This is a genomic window from Saccharibacillus sacchari (assembly GCF_037722395.1).
Taxonomy (GTDB): Bacteria; Bacillota; Bacilli; order Paenibacillales; family Paenibacillaceae; genus Saccharibacillus; species Saccharibacillus sacchari_A.
In genome coordinates, this window is the sequence record NZ_JBBKAR010000048.1 from 105494 (window position 1) to 125540 (window position 20047).

Annotated in this window: 23 protein-coding genes; 19 read left to right on the forward strand and 4 right to left on the reverse strand. The window is 51.6% G+C overall.

The genetic code is table 11. The annotated features are described in order from the left end of the window. Positions 1-133: 133 nt before the first annotated feature. The 4 genes from WKI47_RS19325 to WKI47_RS19340 all read right to left on the reverse strand — a co-directional run bounded on the left by WKI47_RS19325 (position 134) and on the right by WKI47_RS19340 (position 2070). Positions 134-553: a DUF5665 domain-containing protein gene (locus WKI47_RS19325; protein ID WP_340228811.1), complete on the reverse strand. Its 420-nt coding sequence runs from the start codon at positions 551-553 to the stop codon at positions 134-136. Positions 554-664: 111 nt separating this feature from the next. Further along, positions 665-1234 carry a YtxH domain-containing protein gene (locus WKI47_RS19330; protein WP_340228813.1) on the reverse strand — a complete coding sequence of 190 codons (570 nt, stop codon included), beginning with the start codon at positions 1232-1234 and terminating at the stop codon, positions 665-667. Positions 1235-1335: 101 nt separating this feature from the next. After that, entirely contained in the window at positions 1336-1593 is a 258-nt protein-coding gene (locus WKI47_RS19335; protein WP_340228814.1) for a GlsB/YeaQ/YmgE family stress response membrane protein, read from the reverse strand. Between the two features lie 252 nt (positions 1594-1845). After that, positions 1846-2070 (reverse strand): DUF1128 domain-containing protein, encoded by a 225-nt coding sequence (locus WKI47_RS19340; protein ID WP_340228815.1) that lies wholly within the window; start codon positions 2068-2070, stop codon positions 1846-1848. A gap of 432 nt (positions 2071-2502) precedes the next feature. On the opposite strand from WKI47_RS19340, the gene yyaC reads away from it, so the two are divergent. From yyaC to WKI47_RS19435, 19 genes are all read left to right on the forward strand, one after another. After that, on the forward strand, positions 2503-3078 hold the full coding sequence (yyaC, locus tag WKI47_RS19345; RefSeq protein ID WP_340228816.1) for a spore protease YyaC: 576 nt from the start codon (positions 2503-2505) through the stop codon (positions 3076-3078). A 17-nt stretch (positions 3079-3095) separates the two neighbouring features. Further along, a complete protein-coding gene (locus tag WKI47_RS19350) occupies positions 3096-3881 on the forward strand; it encodes an alpha/beta hydrolase (RefSeq protein ID WP_340228817.1) in 786 nt (261 codons plus the stop codon). 30 nt (positions 3882-3911) lie between these two features. Next, positions 3912-4568 (forward strand): DUF6483 family protein, encoded by a 657-nt coding sequence (locus WKI47_RS19355; RefSeq protein WP_340228818.1) that lies wholly within the window; start codon positions 3912-3914, stop codon positions 4566-4568. Between the two features lie 33 nt (positions 4569-4601). After that, positions 4602-5780: an SAM-dependent methyltransferase gene (locus WKI47_RS19360; protein ID WP_340228819.1), complete on the forward strand. Its 1179-nt coding sequence runs from the start codon at positions 4602-4604 to the stop codon at positions 5778-5780. Between the two features lie 83 nt (positions 5781-5863). Continuing rightward, positions 5864-6478 (forward strand): DedA family protein, encoded by a 615-nt coding sequence (locus WKI47_RS19365; protein WP_340228820.1) that lies wholly within the window; start codon positions 5864-5866, stop codon positions 6476-6478. A 53-nt stretch (positions 6479-6531) separates the two neighbouring features. Beyond that, complete coding sequence (locus WKI47_RS19370) at positions 6532-7101, forward strand: thioredoxin family protein (protein WP_340228821.1); 570 nt, start codon at positions 6532-6534, stop codon at positions 7099-7101. Position 7102: 1 nt separating this feature from the next. Further along, positions 7103-7735 (forward strand): MBL fold metallo-hydrolase, encoded by a 633-nt coding sequence (locus tag WKI47_RS19375; RefSeq protein WP_340228822.1) that lies wholly within the window; start codon positions 7103-7105, stop codon positions 7733-7735. A 351-nt stretch (positions 7736-8086) separates the two neighbouring features. Continuing rightward, the gene (locus WKI47_RS19380; RefSeq protein ID WP_340228823.1) at positions 8087-8347 is read left to right on the forward strand and encodes a hypothetical protein; all 261 of its coding nucleotides are present in this window, start codon (positions 8087-8089) and stop codon (positions 8345-8347) included. A 200-nt stretch (positions 8348-8547) separates the two neighbouring features. Continuing rightward, a complete protein-coding gene (locus WKI47_RS19385) occupies positions 8548-8934 on the forward strand; it encodes an ATPase (protein ID WP_340228824.1) in 387 nt (128 codons plus the stop codon). 679 nt (positions 8935-9613) lie between these two features. Continuing rightward, positions 9614-9901 carry an Asp-tRNA(Asn)/Glu-tRNA(Gln) amidotransferase subunit GatC gene (gene gatC, locus WKI47_RS19390; protein WP_340228825.1) on the forward strand — a complete coding sequence of 96 codons (288 nt, stop codon included), beginning with the start codon at positions 9614-9616 and terminating at the stop codon, positions 9899-9901. Positions 9902-9945: 44 nt separating this feature from the next. After that, positions 9946-11403, forward strand: coding sequence for an Asp-tRNA(Asn)/Glu-tRNA(Gln) amidotransferase subunit GatA (gene gatA / locus WKI47_RS19395; protein WP_340228826.1), 1458 nt, complete (start codon positions 9946-9948; stop codon positions 11401-11403). A gap of 32 nt (positions 11404-11435) precedes the next feature. Beyond that, positions 11436-12872, forward strand: a complete 1437-nt coding sequence (gatB, locus tag WKI47_RS19400) for an Asp-tRNA(Asn)/Glu-tRNA(Gln) amidotransferase subunit GatB (RefSeq protein WP_340228827.1) — start codon at positions 11436-11438, stop codon at positions 12870-12872. Positions 12873-13083: 211 nt separating this feature from the next. Continuing rightward, complete coding sequence (locus tag WKI47_RS19405) at positions 13084-13560, forward strand: GNAT family N-acetyltransferase (protein ID WP_340228835.1); 477 nt, start codon at positions 13084-13086, stop codon at positions 13558-13560. 36 nt (positions 13561-13596) lie between these two features. Continuing rightward, on the forward strand, positions 13597-14307 hold the full coding sequence (locus WKI47_RS19410; RefSeq protein WP_340228828.1) for an MgtC/SapB family protein: 711 nt from the start codon (positions 13597-13599) through the stop codon (positions 14305-14307). A 23-nt stretch (positions 14308-14330) separates the two neighbouring features. Then, a complete protein-coding gene (locus tag WKI47_RS19415; RefSeq protein ID WP_340228829.1) occupies positions 14331-14921 on the forward strand; it encodes a hypothetical protein in 591 nt (196 codons plus the stop codon). Beyond that, a complete protein-coding gene (locus WKI47_RS19420) occupies positions 14911-16170 on the forward strand; it encodes a DUF4097 family beta strand repeat-containing protein (RefSeq protein ID WP_340228830.1) in 1260 nt (419 codons plus the stop codon). The genes WKI47_RS19415 and WKI47_RS19420 overlap by 11 nt, the downstream gene beginning before the upstream one ends. 93 nt (positions 16171-16263) lie before the next feature. Continuing rightward, complete coding sequence (gene perR / locus WKI47_RS19425) at positions 16264-16689, forward strand: peroxide-responsive transcriptional repressor PerR (protein WP_037291330.1); 426 nt, start codon at positions 16264-16266, stop codon at positions 16687-16689. Positions 16690-16785: 96 nt separating this feature from the next. After that, the gene (locus tag WKI47_RS19430; protein WP_340228831.1) at positions 16786-18513 is read left to right on the forward strand and encodes a glycosyl hydrolase family 18 protein; all 1728 of its coding nucleotides are present in this window, start codon (positions 16786-16788) and stop codon (positions 18511-18513) included. 137 nt (positions 18514-18650) lie between these two features. Then, on the forward strand, positions 18651-19526 hold the full coding sequence (locus WKI47_RS19435) for a nucleotidyltransferase-like protein (protein ID WP_340228832.1): 876 nt from the start codon (positions 18651-18653) through the stop codon (positions 19524-19526). Positions 19527-20047 lie beyond the last annotated feature (521 nt).

The window sequence follows — 20047 nt, forward strand, 5'->3', positions numbered from 1 at the left end:
AAAAGAGAGCACGGTTATTTATTGATTCGGAACAAAATAAATCGAAAAAAGTCGTTATTTCTGTAACAAACAGAAGATCTGTTACAGAAATAACGACTTTTCGTTTAACGTTGCACTTGTTTGACAAAGCTTTTTATTTGGTACCGCCTCGTCCTTCTTGAATCAAGCTACCTACGTAATCGAAGAAATCGCTGACGTAAGGCACGCCCAGGCTTGCCATTACCGAGGCGAGCCAGGTCAATAACGCGATAACGACAACCGTACCTACCGACAAGCCAAGACCTCTGGCAATGCCTGCTGTAAAGTTGGAGATAATACGTTTTTTCCAGTCGGTATAGTTTTCGACCAAGTCTTTAAAATCGCCTTTTTTCAACGCAACCGATATGTCTTCCAGTTGCTTGTTCAAACGGGAGACTTCATGACGCAATTCAAACGGATGGTCTTTGGATAAATCTTGCGGACGAAGCGTGCCGTCGTTGGTCCGCTCGTTCTGTTCGATCGTCCCGCTGGCGAAACGATCGCCAGGATTCGGTGTGGTTTCGGTATGAGACATGGCAAATCCCCCGCTTTCTTTCGAATAAGTGCAACGGAAACGCAAGCTTGGGCTGACGATTCCGATAAAAAAAGCCGGCTGATTCAGCCGGCTTTTGAAGACTGTGGAAGATTACAGAACCGGTTTTTCGCCGTTCGACGAACCCGAATCCAAAGCTTTGATTTCTTTTTTGGCTTCTTCCGTTTTGTCAGCCGTTTCTTTCATGATTTCCTTATCCGCTTTTGCGGCTTCGTTTGCAACGTCTGCGGAAGCGGCTTTTACCGTTTCGCCGACATCGGCGGAAGCTTCTTTTACGGACTCGGCTACGTCGGCACTGTTTTTGCGTACCGATTGGACGACATTAGACGTCTTTTCGGATACCGATTGAGCCAGCGTTGTTGCTTTATCGCTGACGACTTCGGCTGCTGCCTTCGCTTTGTCGCTGACTACCGCAGTTGCCGTTTTGGCTTTTTCGCTCACAACCGTAGCCGTATCTTTGGCTTTAAGACCAATCGTGCTCGCTGCGCCTTTTGTTTTATCCGTAGCGACACCGATTTGGTCGGAGATATCGCTGCGAAGATCGCGTCCCGGTTTAGGAGCGAACAGCAGGGCTGCCGCCGCACCGATCAGGCCACCGATCAATAGACCTTTTGCGAAAGTCGAACCGCTTTGTACCGGATAATCTTTTTCTGCTTCGTTCATGAATAATCACTCCTTCAATTAGTCGTAAAATCAATATTGGGTCGTGCGGCCGGGTACAGGTACTGGCCGAATCGTTCCAAGATGTTTTGAGGTTCTTGCTTCTAAGTTGTACGTCTCAACAATTTGGCGATAAGTCCTAGAACCAGAACGAAAATCGCGGTGCCGAGTACAGCCGGGATAATGGCGAAGTCCGCGATCGTCGGTCCGAAACCGCCGAATAACGTATTTCCGATCCATGAACCCGCGAAGCCTGCAATTGCTGCACCTATGATTCCGCCCGGCATCATATTATCCGCCAGCGCATTTCCGATAAATCCGATAACGATCGCCATAATCAGGCTGATGACCAGCCCCCACATCCCGCTCACCTCCACTCCAAGCTTTTCGCGTGCGAACTGCATGTATCTGGATGACTGCGCCGCCGCTCTTAATTGCTATATAAACGTCACCTTTCTCGCTGAAACAGGAAAGCAGGCGCGCCATAGAGCGAATGAACATCCGAGTAGAGGTTTGCGTGAAAGCAAAAGCCCGGCCTTTTGCTCAAAAACGAGCACAAAAGGCCGGGCTTAACGAAAGATGCGGATTCTAAGAGGTTTGCGGCACTTACATGCTTATTTCCTACGCAACCGGCCCAGTTCAGAGGCGATTGCTTCAACTTCGGAAATACTAAGCGTAGGTTTGTTCATGATCAGATCGTATACGTCGAAAATATCGTCGTACTGGTCGACCGAGAACGAAGAAGGCTGCATTGCCGCTCCGGATGCCATTCGCAACTTATTTTTGATCTCTTCGATCATATACTCCACATTTTCCTGAGTTTTATTGGACAAATCCATGTATAATCTCCTTCCGGCAGGCAATTCGTCGAGGAGAGTGATGCGCTTTCGTCACTTTGTACTCTGTATCAAAAGAAGGTAAGGTTACGTTTGGCCGAAGCGCACTAGACCCGTGTGCGTTTCGGCCAAACGTAAACCTACTATCGGACCTGATACAGAGTACTGGAACCTTATCAACGCTACAAGTAAGGTTATGCCCGCCGAAAACCCACCTAAAGCGTGTGGGTTTCCAGCGAACATAATCCTATGATTAAGAGTTGATAAGGTACTAAAAGATCGGAAAAAATGCGCGGCTTCGACGGCTCATGATTCCTCATTGTAGCACGAACCGACTGAGGACTCATCCTTTTTTGCAGAAACCCCTACAAGTGCGATAAAATCGAAGTGCGATCTTTATGTAAGGGAAGACAGTGTAAGAGGTGAGAGTGAATCGTGAGTATAAGCGAATCGGTATGGGCCCAGACGGGCGAGGAGAGACGGGCAGATCGTTTTGCGGATTTCCGTGAACTATTTGCAGAAGTCGCAGCACGTTATCGCCCGGATGAACTTCTATTTTTATGTATAGGTACAGACCGCTCCAGCGGGGATGCTTTTGGTCCGCTTGTGGGTAGTCAACTCAAAGCAGCAGGATTCCCGTACGTTATCGGCACATTGGAAGAGCCTTGCGATGCGACTAATCTGGAGCTGGTTGTAGCTGCATTGCCTGCTGGATTGAAAATTATCGCTTTTGATGCCTGTCTGGGAAAACCGGGCTCTATCGGGAAGTTATTGGCAACCCGAACCGCATTGACACCGGCCGGATCAATGAAGGGATCGTTTGCTCCGGTAGGTGACTATAGCATCGCCGCGGTAGTCAACATTCATGGACCCAAGCCGTATCAGGCGCTTCAGACCGCGTCGCTGGGATTGGTTTTACAACTTGTTCGGCAAACCGTCGAGGCTGCGCAACTATCATTTGGCATGAATCCGCGGCTCGGAATTTCGGGATCATTAGCGGATAAAAGATAAAGGAAGAAGGCGTCGATATGCAGAGACAGGAACAGACGGGTCTTCCGATTCGTTATGTGGATCGGGGAGAAGGCCCTGTATTGGTGCTGCTGCACGGATTTGTAGGCAGCGCAGATTACTGGGAGCGGGTTGTTCCATTGTTGGAAGGACATTTTCGCTGCATCGTGCCGGATTTGCGGGGACATGGCGAATCGGAAGCTCCGGAAGGACCGTATACGATTGAGCAATTGGCGGACGACGTTTTGAATCTGTTGGATGCGCTGGGGATCGAGCAAGTTGTGTTGTTGGGGCATTCTATGGGGGGTTACACCGCATTGTCTTTTGCGGAGCGTTACCCGGAGCGCTTACGTGCCTTCGGGTTGGTTCACTCGATGCCTTTACCTGATGACGTTGCCGGAAAAGAAAAACGCACGGCGGTTGCCGAACGCGTGCTGCGCGAAGGAACAAAGCCTTTCGTCGAGCAATCCGCCCCGAATTGGTTTGCTCCGAACGCCGCGACGCGTATGCCGGCCGAGCTGGACCGTGTCCTGCAAATCGGTTACGGTACCAAGCCCGTAGGTGCAGCCGGTGCCGCGCTTGCGATGAGAGAACGGCCGGATCGCGGGCATGTCATTCGTGACTCGCAGCTCCCGATCCTGCTGATTGCCGGTAGCGAAGACGGGATTGCGCCGCCTGAAAAAGCCTTTGCCGCGGAAAATGCGCATACTTCCAAATTCGTGATCGAAGGTTCGGGCCATATGAGCTTGTTTGAAGCGCCCCAGGAGTTGGCCCGCCACATCGCTTCGTTTGCCGAAAGTTTGTAAAACCTTGTCTAACCCAAAGGTGGGATCGAAATGTTAAGAAAAGACTATTTGACGCGTATGATCGAGGAAATGACCGAGGCCGTAGGATCTATGCTAGGCTTGCGCCGCGAACAAAAAAACGAGCAAGCCTTGGAAAAACTCGACGGTTTATTGAAACGCAACTTCCGCATGAGTGAGCAAATGCTGCGTTCTTTGCCGCCCGAAGAATTGATTCAATTATTCCGTCAGCGCGAAGGCGTCGATGCAGAGAGCCTTCAGCTTGTGGCACGCATGTTGCAAGAAAACGGAGAAATCCGCGAAAATATGAACGATGAACAAGAAGCCGTAGCTTCCCGAATCAAAGCGCTGCATCTGTATCTGTACGCGGCGCTCAACGGGGGCAGTCGCGAATTGGTCGATTATCCGGTTCGAATCGCCGAATTGTCCGCATTGCTGGAACGTTACCGTTTGCCGGCGGATGCCGAACGGCTCGTCATGCTGTACGAAGAACGGGAAGGTCGCTATGTGCAGGCCGAAGACGCGATGTACCGTATGCTGAACGCCAGTCCCGAACATGACAAAAACGCGCTCGAAGAAGGAAGAATGTTTTACGCCAGACTGTCCGGGCTTGAACCGGATATCCTTCAAGCTGGCGGTCTGACTCGCGAAGAACTAGAAGAAGGCATTGAAGCTCTCCAAGACGAGTAGGCGTACCATGCCCGAGAGGATGAGAACCACCTTATGCAAAATATGAATGAGCTACTAAACGCCGTGCTGCCGGAAGGCAAACTGATTACGGCAACCCTTAGCCAACCGCGGCGAAAAGATGACGAAACGTACAGCAAAGTCGCCGTAAAGCCGCTTATGCTAAAGAATGAACTGCATTACCAGCTGGCGTACCATTATGAGAAAAAAGTCACGCATGAGAACCTGACGCTTGAACAAGCTTTGCCGCGCATCGCTCTTCTGCTGGAAGAAGAAATGCGTCAAGGACTGTTCTGCACCCTGGAAGCCGATTATCAAGTGCTGGTCAGCAAAAAAGGCAAGTTGGGCATTTTGAAAAAAGCGCCGACCAAAAAACAGGCTGCCAACCTCGCCCACGATCGCAAAAAAACGTATGTGCTGGAGGAAGGCGAACCGGTTCCTTTTCTGGTGGAGCTGGGCGTCATGAACGACAAAGGTCGCGTACTGGCCGCCAAATACGATAAGTTCCGTCAGATCAATCGGTTCCTGGAGATGGTGCGAGACATTTTGCCTGCCCTGCCCAAAGAACGCAAGCTGACCATCGTCGACTTCGGCTGCGGCAAATCGTATCTGACCTTCGCGCTTTATCATTACCTTGCCGTACAGGAAAAGTTCGAGCTGAATGTAGTGGGACTGGATCTGAAAGCCGACGTTATCGAACATTGCGAATCGCTGGCTCGGACGCTGAACTACGAAGGCCTGCATTTCCGCATTTGCGATATCGCCGATTATAACGAGTTTGATGCTGTGGATATGGTGATCACCCTGCATGCCTGCGACACCGCAACCGATGCCGCGTTGGAAAAAGCGGTACGTTGGGGCGCTTCCGCGATTCTGTCCGTCCCGTGCTGCCAACATGAACTTTTTTCGCAGGTACAAAACGATCTTCTGGAGCCGCTGCTCTCGCACGGCATACTGAAAGAACGCTTCTCGGCGCTCGCGACCGATGCGATCCGGGCCAAGCTGCTCGACATCGTCGGGTACAAAACGCAGTTGCTCGAATTTATCGATATGGAGCATACGCCGAAAAACATCCTGATCCGCGCGGTCAAATCGGACGGTCAGGATACGGCAACCCTTTGGCGCGAATACGAAGCGTTCCGAGGATTCCTCGGCGCTTCCCCGTATCTGGAAAAAGCGCTAAGCGACCGCTTGCCTGCTCCTTCGGTGGTCTAAAAGCGGCAGTCCATAAACGTTAAGGCATGCGCCGCCCGGAGCGTTCGCGGTCGGCGCAATAAGTAGAGGAAAGAGGGAAAACGGTGAGCTTTATTTCGGATATCGTCGCGCAGCTGTTTGCGTGGATACAAGGGTTGGGTTACTTCGGCATCATGTTCGGCCTGATGGTCGAAGTGATTCCCAGCGAGATCGTTTTGGCATACGGCGGATTTTTGGTCTACTCGGGAGATATCAACTTCTGGGGAGCCGTTTTGTTCGGGACGATCGGCGGCGTGTTTGCCCAGTTGTTCATTTATTGGATTAGCCGCTACGGCGGTCGCCCGGTATTAGAGAAATTCGGCAAATACATTTTTATCAAAGAATCGCATATCGATCACGCCGAAGCGTGGTTCAACAAGTACGGAGCCGGCATCATTTTCAGCGGTCGTTTTATCCCGGTTGTCAGACACGCGATCTCTATCCCGGCAGGTTTGGCCAAAATGCCGACCTGGCGCTTTACGCTGCTGACGACGCTGGCTGTTATTCCATGGTCGATTCTGTTTGTATTCCTGGGCTATCAGCTTGGCGGACAATGGGAGCATATCGACGAAAAAGCGGCGCCGTATGTCGTACCGATCATTTTGGGAGCCGTATTCCTGATGCTGGTGTACCTGATCGTCAAAGCTGTTCTGACCCGTCGCAAAAAAGCCAGAGTTTAATCCACAATCCTATCCGCATCCATACCCATACCATGAAGAAAAGAGGGAACAACATGAGCAAATCCAATTTGAAATCCCGATTCGGAACAGGCTTGACCCCGCAAGGCTTTATCGACGCTATGGAAAAAAACAAAGAAACTTTTGAAGCGGGTTACCGCGACTTTACTTGGAAAAAGGAGGAGGACCGGCTCTTCTTCGAAGGCTTACGCTCGCGCACGGATCTGAGAACGGTCATTTTGGCGGCAGACTGGTGCGGCGACGTCGTGCGTAACGTGCCTGTCGTTTTCCGGGTGCTGGAAACCGCCGATATTCCTGTAGACGTTTTGATTTTGGAACAGAACTTCGATCTGATGGACGAGTATCTGACCATGGGCGGCCGTTCGGTGCCGATCGTGATCTTTGCTAATGAAGACGGTGAACCCCTGCTTCAGTGGGGACCTCGTCCGGAGAAAGTGCAAGAGTTGATGCGCAAATTCAAAGCGGAGAATCCGGACCGCGAAGCAGCCGACTATGCGGATAACATGAAAGTCGTCCGCGAGCAGATGATGGAGCGTTACGGGGAAGGCACATCGATTCATGAAGTGATCGTGCACGAGCTGCGGACGCTGCTGTCGGAGGTCTGAGATGCTGAGAGTCGAGACATTCAATCTGGGTCCGCTGCAAACCAATGCGTATCTGCTTCGCGGCGAAGACGATCTGAAGGCCGTCGTGATCGATCCGGGCATGAATCCGGCCGCGCTGATGCGCCGAGTCGAGCATCTCCATGTGGAAGCGATTCTGCTCACCCATGCCCATTTCGACCATATGGCAGGCGTCGAAGAACTTCGCAAAGCCAAAGGCTGCCCGGTCTATCTGCATGATCTGGAAGCCGATTGGTTGACTGACGCCAAACATGACGGTTCCGCCATGTGGTCCGAGCTCGGCGGGCCGATCACGACCGATCCTGCCGAGTTTGCGCTGGCCCAAGGACAGACATTGAGCCTGATCGGCAACCAATTCAAAGTGCTACATACACCGGGTCACTCGCCGGGCAGCGTAAGCTTCCTCTGCGGCAAAGACTTGTTCGCTGGCGACGTACTGTTCCGCGAAGGCGTAGGTCGTACCGATCTGTACGGCGGTCGCCAAGGCGATTTGGTCGATTCGATTCGTTTGAAATTGTACAAGCTGCCTGACGAAACGGTCGTCTATCCAGGTCATGGACCCCGCACGAAAATCGGTTACGAGAAGGCGAATAACCCGTTCGTGCCTGCTTTGTAAAATTCGATCGCATCCCTAAAAAGCTGGACAAGGCGATGGAGCGGTAGTAAGATACACCTATTGAGCATCCGTCCTGACGCAAGATATTTGGAGAAGAGGCTTTCAGGGTCTATTCATCATTACTTTGCTTCTCGATAGGATGGAAGTGAATACGCGTTTGTTGCGGACATGGCCTTTGGCTGTTGTTGATTCGCTACACGCATGATGCCTGCGAAGCACGCAAGCTGAGGATTCAATCCCGGTTTGCGTTCTTTTTTTTGCTTTTTAACGATTAAATTGGCAATCAGATAACCGAAGTGAGCGTTCAAGCCGATATGGATGGATGTACATCCGGTAACATTCAAGGGGGATATGAGCAAAGTGGACGGAGCTAAGCCTTTTGACGCGGACAAAAGAGAACAACCAAGACTCGTACTGGAGCGGCGAACAGAGTCGGAACCGATTGCGGAGAACGAACAGATCGAAATTCGAGATAAAAAGCCAACGTATCGACATGGGGACGGTAGAGTTTTTGTGCGCGCCTGGAACTCTGCCAAGTTTCAAGAGGGACGCGTAAACCAGCCGTGGTACGAGCGCTTGAGCCGGATTCGGAACGGGGAAGACCCGCGATAAACCCCAGTCGGCAAAATTCGACTACATTTTTGTTTAAAACCTACATAAAGTGAGCCGTTGGCGTGGACAGCAAAACCTTTTTTTAGTACGATATAAGCTAAGCATTTGCATTACATTCATTTTCACGAGTGAGTGGACCATGAAGCCGGAAAGACCCGGGAGGGCCAGGCTTTGTAGATGACGACCGAGGGGGAGAAACAATGCTTCATCTGGGAGAAAAAATCGTGATCGTCGCGGATGTCTTCGAGCAGAACCTCCCTGTGGGAGAATACGGCTACTTGATCGCTTATGACCGTAATCCGGATAACGCTTTCGATTATATCGTCCGAATCCCGCAGGCTAACCGCAACTTTTTCGTAACGGAAAAAGATATCGAGCCGGAGGAAAATGTGCTGCGTTTTGAGGCGGATCAGGTCGAGCGTGCCGCATTGATTGATTATGCGCTGGCGACGCACAACGAGAAGCTGTTCTATCAAGTGATGAACGGCGAAGACGAAGAGACGCTTGAACCCGAAGCTGAAGCGTCGGCTGAGCCGATGACGCAGGCGGAGTTTATTAAGCGGATTAATTTACGGGCATGGATTTGATGTCGGCGGGAGCCGGCTTTTGATTGCCGGGAAGGTCCTGTTCGGAAGGAAGGCTTGTAGCACGCGCCGGGAAAGTTCCGTTACGGTCGCTTGTTGAAATCGGGAAATTAGAATTGGATTAAAGTTGAGATTTCCCGATTTCAAAGGCGATCGCTAACGCTCCTTCACGGAACTTTCCCTCCGCTAAATCAGCCTTTTACGAACCAGACCTTCCCTACATATGAAGCCGGCTGCTGCCGGCTTTTTTCTTTGTTAGGGCTGTACGAACGGAGTTTCGCGCAGCGGAAAAGCTCGGGGAAGCGGCTTTGCCGACTTCGGGAGGGTCTAGCTCTAATACCTTATCTTTAATACTGACAAAGTAAAAGGCGTACACGTCTTCAAAATGTCGAGAAAGTCTAACGTAGCTGGAAGGCAGCAGGCGGAGAGAGAAATTCAGTGAAGGAACAATAGTGATCGCCTTTGAAATCGGGAAAATTCCACTAAAATTCAATCTTTTTCCCGATTTCAACACGCGACCGGAACGAATTTCTCTCGGAGCCTGTTACCTTCCCCCGCAAACGTAACTTTCGAGGACAGCCTGAGAACGTACACGCCCTAGATTTTTGCGGGTTGCTAACCTATAATGGGGACGTTGAGGAGTTTCGGCACTTTAACCCTTTAAACGATAGGAGAACTTAACATGAAAATTACGGTGGAACAGGTCGAGCACGTGGCCAAGTTGGCGCGGTTGAATGTAAGCGACGAAGAAAAAGAATTGTTCGCCGAGCAGCTGAGCGCGATTCTGCAATATGCGGAAAAGTTGGACGAGCTGGATACGGAAGGCGTAGAGCCGACGACGCACGTGTTGCCGCTGCATAGCGTTATGCGTGAAGACAAGGTACATGAAAGTTTGCCGATCGAGCGGGTGCTGCATAATGCGCCTGAAGACGAAGACGGCCAGTTCCTTGTACCGGCTGTACTGGACTGATTCGGCAATACGGAATAGCTAATGATCAACGCGGAGGTGCGATAGTGACATTGTTCGATTTGGGACTTCGGGAGATTCAAAGTCGGCTGCAAGCCGGCGAACTGTCCGTGACCGAGCTGGTCAAGGACTCCTTGCAAAAAGTAGGGGAACGGGACGAGAAAGTAAAAGCATTTTTGACCGTCGATGAAGAAGGCGCTTTGGCTTCTGCGGCAAAGCTGGATCAGAAATTGGCAGCCGGCGAAAAGCGCGGACTGCTTTTCGGTCTGCCGGCAGGGATTAAGGATAATATCGTGACAGAAGGACTGCGCACAACCTGTGCGAGCCAATTTTTGCGTAACTTTGATCCCGTTTACGATGCGACAGTCGTGAAAAAATTGCGCGCGGAAGATAGCGTCACCATCGGCAAACTGAATATGGACGAGTTCGCGATGGGCGGTTCGAACGAGAACTCCAGCTTCTACCCGGTACGTAATCCGTGGAACCTGGATCGCGTTCCGGGCGGTTCGAGCGGCGGTTCGGCAGCCGCGGTCGCGTCGGGCGAAGTCTACTTCACGCTCGGCTCGGATACGGGGGGGTCCATTCGTCAGCCTGCTTCGTATTGCGGCGTGGTTGGCTTGAAGCCCACGTACGGCCTTGTATCGCGTTTCGGTCTGGTCGCTTTTGCATCCTCGCTGGATCAGATCGGCCCGGTTACGCGTACCGTCGAAGATTCGGCCTACGTGCTTCAAGCGATCGCCGGTCATGACGACCGGGATTCGACGTCGGCCAATGTGGACGTGCCGGACTATGCGTCTGCACTGACAGGCGATATCAAGGGACTTCGCATTGCCGTACCGAAAGAATACATGGGTGAAGGCGTCGATCCGAAAGTCAAAGAATCCGTATTGGCTGCGATCAAGCAGCTCGAAGCTTTGGGTGCGACTTGGGAAGAGGTTTCGCTGCCGCATACCGAATACGCGCTGGCGGCTTATTATCTGCTGTCTTCCTCGGAAGCTTCGTCCAACTTGGCCCGTTTCGACGGCGTTCGTTACGGCGTTCGTGCCGAAAATCCGGACAATCTTTTGGATCTCTATCTGAAATCGAGAAGCGAAGGCTTCGGTGACGAAGTGAAGCGCCGCATCATGCTGGGAACGTACGCGCTTAGCTCCGGTTACTATGATGCGTACTATTTGAAGGCGCAAAAAGTTCGTACGTTGATCAAGCAAGACTTCGATCAAGTGTTCGAGAAATTCGATGTCATCGTGGGACCTACGGCACCGACGACGGCATTTGCAATCGGTTCGCAAACGGACGATCCGCTCACGATGTACCTGAACGACATTTTGACGATCCCGGTCAGCCTTGCGGGCGTTCCGGCGATCAGCATCCCTTGCGGTTTCGTAGATGAAATGCCGGTTGGCCTTCAGATCATCGGCAAGCCGTTCGACGAACAAACCGTACTGCGCGTCTCGCATGCGTTCGAGCAGAATACCGATCATCATAAACGCCGCCCGCAGATTTAATCCGCGTGCTCAAGAAGGAGGAAACGCCTGTTATGTCCACCGTACAATACGAAACGGTCGTCGGACTCGAAGTGCACGTTGAGCTGCATACGAATACGAAGATCTTCTGTGGTTGCTCTACCGAATTCGGAGCACCGCCTAATACACATACTTGCCCGGTTTGTTTGGGGCATCCCGGCGTACTGCCGGTACTGAACCGTCAAGCCGTCGAATATGCGGTAAAAGCAGCTATGGCACTGAACTGCCAAATTGCGGATATCAGCCATTTTGACCGAAAAAACTATTTTTATCCCGATTCGCCGAAAGCTTATCAGATTTCGCAGGCGGCTCGTCCGATCGGCGAACACGGCTGGATCGATATCGAAGTCGACGGCAAAACCAAGCGGATCGGCATCACGCGCCTTCACTTGGAAGAAGACGCGGGCAAACTGACGCATACCGGTGCTTTCGGCTCGCTGGTCGACTTCAACCGCGTCGGAACGCCGCTGGTCGAGATCGTTTCCGAGCCCGAGCTGTCTTCGCCGGAAGAAGCTCGCGCTTACCTGGAAAAGATGCGCGCGATCATGCAGTACTGCGAAGTCTCGGACGTGAAAATGGAAGAAGGCTCGCTGCGCTGCGATGCCAACATCAGTCTTCGTCCGAAAGGACAAAAAGAATTCGGTATCCGTGCCGAACTCAAAAACATGAACTCTTTCCGCGGCGTACAACGTGGCTTGGAGTACGAAGAAGTCCGTCAAGCCGAGATTCTGGACGAAGGTGGCGTAGTCGTTCAGGAAACCCGCCGCTGGGACGAAGCCAAAGGCGTAACGCTGTCCATGCGTGGCAAAGAAGAAGCGCATGACTATCGTTATTTCCCGGACCCGGATCTGGTTGCAGTCGAAATCAGCGAAGAGTGGAAGTCTGCGATCCAGGCTGGAATTCCCGAGCTGCCGGATGCACGCAAAGCCCGTTACAGCACCGACTACAGTCTGCCGGCCTATGATGCGCAGGTCATCACTTCCTCCAAGCCGCTGGCGGACTTGTTCGAAGAAAGCCTGAAGCATACCGACGACGCCAAATCCGTGTCCAACTGGATCATGGGCGATCTTCTCGGCCATCTGAACACAAGCGGCCTTGAGCTAAATGCGGTTCCGATTACCGGTCAAGGGCTCGGCGAGCTGGTCGGCCTGATCGGCAAAGGCACTGTCAGCAACAAAATCGCCAAGACCGTTTTCAAAGAAATGCTGCAAAGCGGCAAGCTTCCGCAGCAAATCGTCGAAGAACAAGGGCTGGTTCAGATCAGCGACGAAGGCGCCATTAAGGCCATCGTCGTCGAAGTGGTCGCCGCCAATCCGCAATCGGTCGAAGATTACCGCGCCGGCAAAGACAAAGCGATCGGCTTCCTCGTTGGTCAAGTCATGAAGCAGAGCAAAGGCAAAGCCAATCCAGGGCTGGTCAACAAGCTGCTCGTGGAACTGCTGCAAGCCTGATCGAACATACGGCTTCTGCATCGAATTCCTTTTCGAATCCGGTCAAGGAATCATTCGGCGTCGTGCTACAATGGATGTAGACAACGTACTGGAGCTGTTAAAAGGACACGTTCGCTTGCGAACGTGTCCTTTTGTCTTCTATACTCATCCGTACGTTCCGAGCGAAAGTCAGAAATTCGGTTAATGATAAGGAGATGCGAGGAGAATGGCGATGATCGATAAACTGAATATGGAAGACCATTCATTAGTCGAGGCGTTATTTCGGTTGCAAACGACGGCTTATCGTTTGGAGGCCAAGCGAATCGGGTTTGATGAAATTCCGCCTTTGGCTGATACCTTGGATACGTTGAAGCACAGCAGTGATACCTTTTACGGATACACAACGGAAGCCGGTGAGCTTGCAGGAGCCATTGCGGTTGAAGAAGAGTATCCAGGCGAATTGACACTGACAAGGATGATGGTTCACCCAGACTTTTTCAGACAAGGAATCGCGACAAGACTGATCCAGTATATCTTTACGCGTTATCCGGACTTCAAGACCTACATCGTATCGACGGGCTCCATGAATGAACCTGCGATGCGTTTGTATCAAGGCTTCGGATTCGTTCCTTTTCGAAAAGAATACGTGGCGCCTGGTGTGGAATTGACGACCATGCGACGCAAAAACGATACGATAGAAACACACTGATCTCGCAATTTTCGAGTAGAAGGAGTAAGAACGCACATGACCAACCCCTGGATTATTGACAACACTCATATTTTGCTGCGGATTGTATCTGCGGTGCTGCTGGGCGGCCTGATCGGCTGGGAACGCGAGCGTTCCAGTCATGCCGCCGGACTTCGTACCCATATTCTCGTTTCCGTTGGCTCTGCGCTCATTATGCTGCTTTCCATGTACGGCTTCGTGGCTTTTGTCGATCAGCCGAGCGTGCGGGTCGATCCGGCACGTCTGGCGACTGCCGTTATTTCGGGGATCGGTTTTTTGGGAGCGGGGACCATCCTTTTTACAGGAAAGTCGATTACGGGTCTGACGACCGCGGCTTCCCTGTGGGTAGTCGCAGCGATTGGTTTGGCCGTGGGTGCAGGGTTTTATTTTGCCGCCATTCTCACCACGTTATTCGTATTTTTGACTTTAATGGTCCTCAATGTCGTGGAGCAGCGTTATATCCGTGGGCACCACACCCATGTTGTTACTGTACGAGGACGAACGGGTAATGGCCTGATGGAGAAAGTCTCCGACTTTATGAAAGAACGCGAAGTGCGTATCCGCAAGATGGAAGTCCACGTTAAAAATGATGCTCCAGTCTCCGAATCGGAAGGAAGTTCAGCAGCGGAAATCACCATGCACCTGACCTCGGAAAAGCGAATGGACCCGGCCGAGATGACCCATCAATTGCTGAACATGGAAGGCGTATATTCGGTGGCGATTGAGTAACTGGGCGAAAGGAGATCCGGATCATGCGTCAAAAAAGAACCACTATCGCTTGTATTTTATCTGCCGTCATCCCTGGCGCAGGACATCTTTATCTGGGATTGATTCAAAAAGGCGTTTCTTTTATGCTGTCGATTCTGCTCGTGATCGAAGCTTTGTTGTACTTTTCGGCGACGGGCATCAAAATAAACGTACCTCTGTTGATTTTGCTCGGCCTGACCATTCCGATCATTTACTTCTATAATCTATACGATGTGCTGCAAGCGACGGATCGGGTCAACGAACGTCGGCGTACGATCGAGAACGAATTTCGGAATTGGCGAAAAAGTATGGCGTTTGGTTTGATTCTGGTAGGCGAAGGCGCGGTACTGCTTATCCTGCACAGTCGCCCTCTTTGGTTCCGGCAGTTGATCGAGCTTTATGGAAAAGAAACCGCAGCCGTCGCCCTTATTGCACTGGGCCTTGTTTTTGCAGTTGTCCAAGCCTTCGGCGTACGCAAAGCAGCCAAGCGACCTTCTGCATCTTCATCAGCCGGATCGTCGTCAGCCAAAGCCTCCCCGCCATCCGAGCCCGATCAATCGACTGTGGCAGAGGGGAGGAGACGGCATGAATCCTAAAATCCGTATCGGCCGCTGGACGGCAGCAATCGTGCTGATCTCCGTTGGGCTGTTGTTGCTCGGCGATGAGCTGCGCGGGCGCGACGATATGCTGGAATTGCTGCGCTGGTGGCCGGCTATTTTCGTCGTATGGGGACTCGAATATATCGTGATGCTGCTGGTGTTCCGTCGCCGGGGCGCCGGTCGGCGATTCCGAATCGATTTTGCGGGCATGTTGGTAGCGACTCTGCTTAGCGCTTCCGTGTTTATCGTTACGCAGCAGAATCATTATCTCCATCTATGGAACCGGGTAAGTCTGGATCTGACCACGTCCGGCATCGAATTCAGCGAGGCGGAAGGCAATAAATTCGCCAAGCCTTCGGTCGATCTCGCGGCGACGCTGGAAATGACCGGTTTGACCGTCGAAGGTATCAATGGAGACATTATCGTTCGCCGCGGTTTTTCCGATCGAATCCGCGTGCGCAGCACAGTCTGGATCGATCAGGCCGAGCCGGAAGAAGCGAAGACGATTGCCGAAAAAACCGGCGTGCGCATCAAGGAAGGCGAGACGCTGGCGATTACGACCGATTCGCAGTCTTACGGCGCGTCGGGACGACGCCAGCCGAGGATCGATCTGGAGATTCTGCTTCCGCCCGAGCGAAGCTTTGACATGGATATCCGTACCAACGGAGGCTCTGTTACCTTGAATGGCGTTCAAGCCCTTCGTTCCATCTCCGTGCAAACAGGCGGAGGGAATCTGGACTTTACCAATGTGAGCGGCAACCTCTCGGCATCGACGTCAAAAGGCAGTATTGAACTGTCGACGATCACCGGCAATGCGAAAGCCGAGACGCAGCAGGGAGATATCGAGAGTGCGAATATTTCCGGTTCAGCCAATTTGACTACTATTCTCGGCAATATCACGGCGAACGGAACCCTTGGCGATATCGCTGCGGATACTCGGAACGGCAGCATCGAAATCAATGGCGCCAACTTTGGATTATCTGCACAAAGCCTCAACGGCAATATCGCGATCACCTCTCGTGTTGTGCGCGGGAACTGGTCGGTATATAGTGCGGTAGGTCGCATAGATCTGACTCTTCCCGACCAGGGGGACTATAAGATGGACGGTTCGAATGGCTATGGCGATATTCGCAGCGAACTGCCGTTTGCTATCGAAGATCGGACGCTCAGCGGGACTTACGGAGACGGTGACTTTACGGTAAAAGTAGACGGGAACGGAGATCTGAATATTTTTCGCAGCGATTGAAGGACGGCTTGTAGATTGACACGTTGACAAAAAATATTCACAAACCTTACAATGTAGAGTAACCCAAGGAATTACGGCGAGGAGGAGAACGGGATGACGACACGTGTACAGCATGCTTTGGAACAGTTGAAAATCAACGGTGTGCGCATCACTCCCCAACGACATGCCATTTTGACTTACCTGATGGAAAATATGGGGCATCCGACGGCGGACGAAATTTATCGCGCGTTGTGTCCGCAATTTCCAAGCATGAGCGTCGCTACCGTTTATAACAATCTCAAGATGCTGATCGAAGCCGGAATGATTCACGAACTTACGTATGGAGACAATTCCAGCCGATTCGATGCGAACGTCAGCGAACATTATCATATTATCTGCGAGAAATGCGGCAAGATCGAAGATTTCCATCATCCTTATTTGGCGGAAGTTGAACATGCTGCGGCGAAATCTACGGGATTTACAGTCAAAGGGCATCGTTTGGAAGTGTATGGCGTGTGCAAAGGTTGCAGCGAACATTGACGTTTGCTTACAATAGGGCGTGTGGAGCCGAAAAGGCTCCCGCGCTTTTTTTTATGGCGTATTCTTGCGATCATGCAGAAGGGTTGCGGTTGTGAAGTGATAGGAAGCAGACAAAAACGCACGCGTACTCGTAAAAAGAAACGTCCGGGCAGAATCATTCTACTCGGCATTGTGATTGTAGGCGCAGGTTGGGGAGCATGGCAGTTCCTGCCGAGTTTCTCGCATGAAGAACCAGAATGGATCGGGCAGCAAAAGCCTATTTTTATAGAAGGACAATGGAGTGGCTATACGGCACGCGGGAGCGGGGATTCGCTAAAGCTTCCTTTGCCGTTGGTGCGCGAGCAGATCAATGCCTACGCTTACGGCGATCCGGACGGAGAGACGGCGATTCTGACCACTCCAGGCGAACTTTTGGTCATGACGCAGGGGAAAGAACAGGCTGAACTGAATGGGGACAGTTATGCACTCGGCTCTTCTTTGGAAAAGGTAGACGATGTTCTGTACATACCCGTAGAGCCTCTCGAGCAGCTTTACGGTATTCAGATTGCGGAAGAAAGCCCCGAGGGAAGCGTGATCGTACTCAAAGCCGGCAACGAATTCCGCACGGGTACGGCAGCGGACGGCGGACTGTTCAGCTCACCGAAGCTTCGAAGCGATCGTACGATCAAGTCGCCGGCTATCGCCGATCTTGAAGACGGTATGCCGCTGCGTATCTGGAATGAGCAAGACGGTTGGTTGTATGCGCAGACCGAAGAAGGCCGTTCCGGTTATATCCCGGCAAGCGAAGTAAAGATCGGCAATGAGGAAAAGGTGCCTGCCATCGAAGTCGCCGAGACCGCCGCAGCCAAAGAATGGTCGAACAAGAAGATCAACCTCGCCTGGGAAGCTGTGTACGAGCGCAAAGCGAACCCGGACGTGATCGAAGAAATGCAAGGCATCAACGTCGTCAGTCCGACCTGGTTCGAGCTGGAGGACGGTGCCGGCAATGTGAAAAACAAAGCGGACTCCGCCTATGTGGGACGCGCCCATAATCGGGATAAGCAGGTGTGGGGACTGTTCAGCAATAGCTTTGAGGCGGATTGGACGCGTGACATGCTGAGTGATTACGCAACGCGCGCCGTAGCGATTCGCCAGGTGCTGGATTACGCTGCCGAATACAAGCTGGACGGTATCAATCTCGACTTTGAAAATGTATATACCGAAGATAAAGAGCCGTTTGTTGAGTTTGTGCGTGAATTTACCGTGCAAGCGCACAAAGTCGGCCTCACCGTCTCCGTTGACGTGACACCCAAATCGAATACGGAAATGTGGTCGGCCTTCCTGGATCGTCGCGCATTGGGAGAAACGGTCGATTTTATGATGGTCATGGCTTACGACGAGCACTGGGCGAGCAGTCCCAATGCAGGCTCCGTTGCGTCCTTGCCGTGGGTAGAGACGTCTGTTCAACGGATTTTAGAAGAAGATGCTGTACCGGCGTCCAAGCTGGTGCTCGGCATTCCACTGTACACGCGGGTATGGACGGAGACCGAAGAAAACGGCGAGACCAAAGTGTCTTCTTCGGCTGTAGGAATGGAGACTTCTCAACGCTTGGTCGCTGAAAATGGCGCGAAGCAGGAGTTGCTCGATGACATCGGCCAGCATTACGCCGAATATGAAGATAAAGAAGACGGCACGAAAAAGCGCATTTGGCTGGAAGACGGAGAATCGCTCACGCGGCGCATCGAATTGGCGAAAAAGCACGAGCTTGCCGGCGTAGCCAGTTGGACGCGCAGTTTCGCTTCGGCCGAAGCTTGGGAAGTGCTGCGTACGATCAACGAAAAGTAACGAGCGTTCGCAATAGATGCTCCGTGCATTTTTTAATGGGCCTTCTAATGAAGGAGGAATGGACCGTCCGGCGTAGAATAAGGTGTAACGGCCATAATCCGACATTCAGACGGCCCATATGCAAGGAGGAATTGAACTTGAGCCCTTTTACTTTTAACGATTGGACAAAAAAAGATCCTCTTCCTCTGGGAGCTGTCGCTTGTTATCGGCCTGGCGGGAAGTTTCACGGCGCGCTGCTTCAGGACTTCGACGTGCTGGTATTTCTTATTTTCGATTCTCCCCGCGACTGCGAAGACGTACAAACGCATCATCGTGTAGAGAACGGTGTTCATTATCATTTCCTGAGTCTGCAAGCGGAAGAACTGAAAAGATGGATCGTAACCGGCGAAAATCGTTCGTTGGTTCATTATTTTTTACAGGGAGAAGTGGTAGACGACGTGAACGGGCAAATTTTGCATTTGAGGCAGCAAGTTGAACACTTTGAACAGCCTCTTCAGGAACAACGGCTGTTTTTCGAGTTCTCGCGTTTTCTTCGTAACTATGTCGAAGCCAAGCGCCATTTGACGGAAGGTCATGAGATGGACGCCTACTATAGTACGCTCAAAGCTCTGCACCATTGGGCTTGCATCGAACTGGTTCAGAAATCCGTATATCCGGAAAAGACCATTTGGAATCAGGTTCGCACGCATAGTGCCCAAGTGTATAAATTGTATGAACAACTTGCATTTAGCCAAGAAACGTTGGAAGAACGGGTCGAATTGGTCCTGCTGGCCTGCGAATTCTCCGTCATGTCCAAAATGGCCGTATGCTCGGAACTGCTGATTCGAGTTCTTCGCAGCCGCAGAATCCCATGGACGATAGAGGAATTGGTGCGTCATCCCGATTTGCAATATGTCAAAAAAGAGCTGCCGATGGTGGTGCGCAAGTTGGTCTATCGTTCTCTGATCAAGCAGTGGCCGCGCGAAGACAATACCAGTCCGCATAGTGAAGAAATACGTTATAGCGTGAATTGACGCAGGTTTGGCAAGCATATGAAAAATGAAAACGGATGAAATTTCGAAAAAGGGTTGACGTTAAGTTGGAGTATGTGATAAATTAAATCTCGCCCTTCAAAGGCGCTCAGTGCTAAGTTGCTGAGAACAGCACATCACAAACAAGCTTCGAAAAACTTCTTAAAAAAAGTGCTTGACGAATTGCTTGGAACTGTGATAGGATATAAAAGTCGCCGCTGAGACAAACGGCGCCGAACGAAAGAAACAAATCAACACAGTTTGCTCCTTGAAAACTGAACAGTAAGTGAGTCAGGAACGAAATTCTTAGACCCCAACCGGGCAATAAGAATTGGTGTTCCCGCGATAAGCGAAAAAGGTTTAAATCTTTGAGCGGTTCGTGTTTGAGAATAAAGAGAATGAAAATTCTCGCCACGTTTTAAACGAGCACATGGTGCTTTCTTTTAAAGCGAAGACCAAAGTGATCGCTTCGTTCAATGCTCTTGCCCTTAGGGGTCAGGCATTGAAGCCGCGGTTGCGAAAGT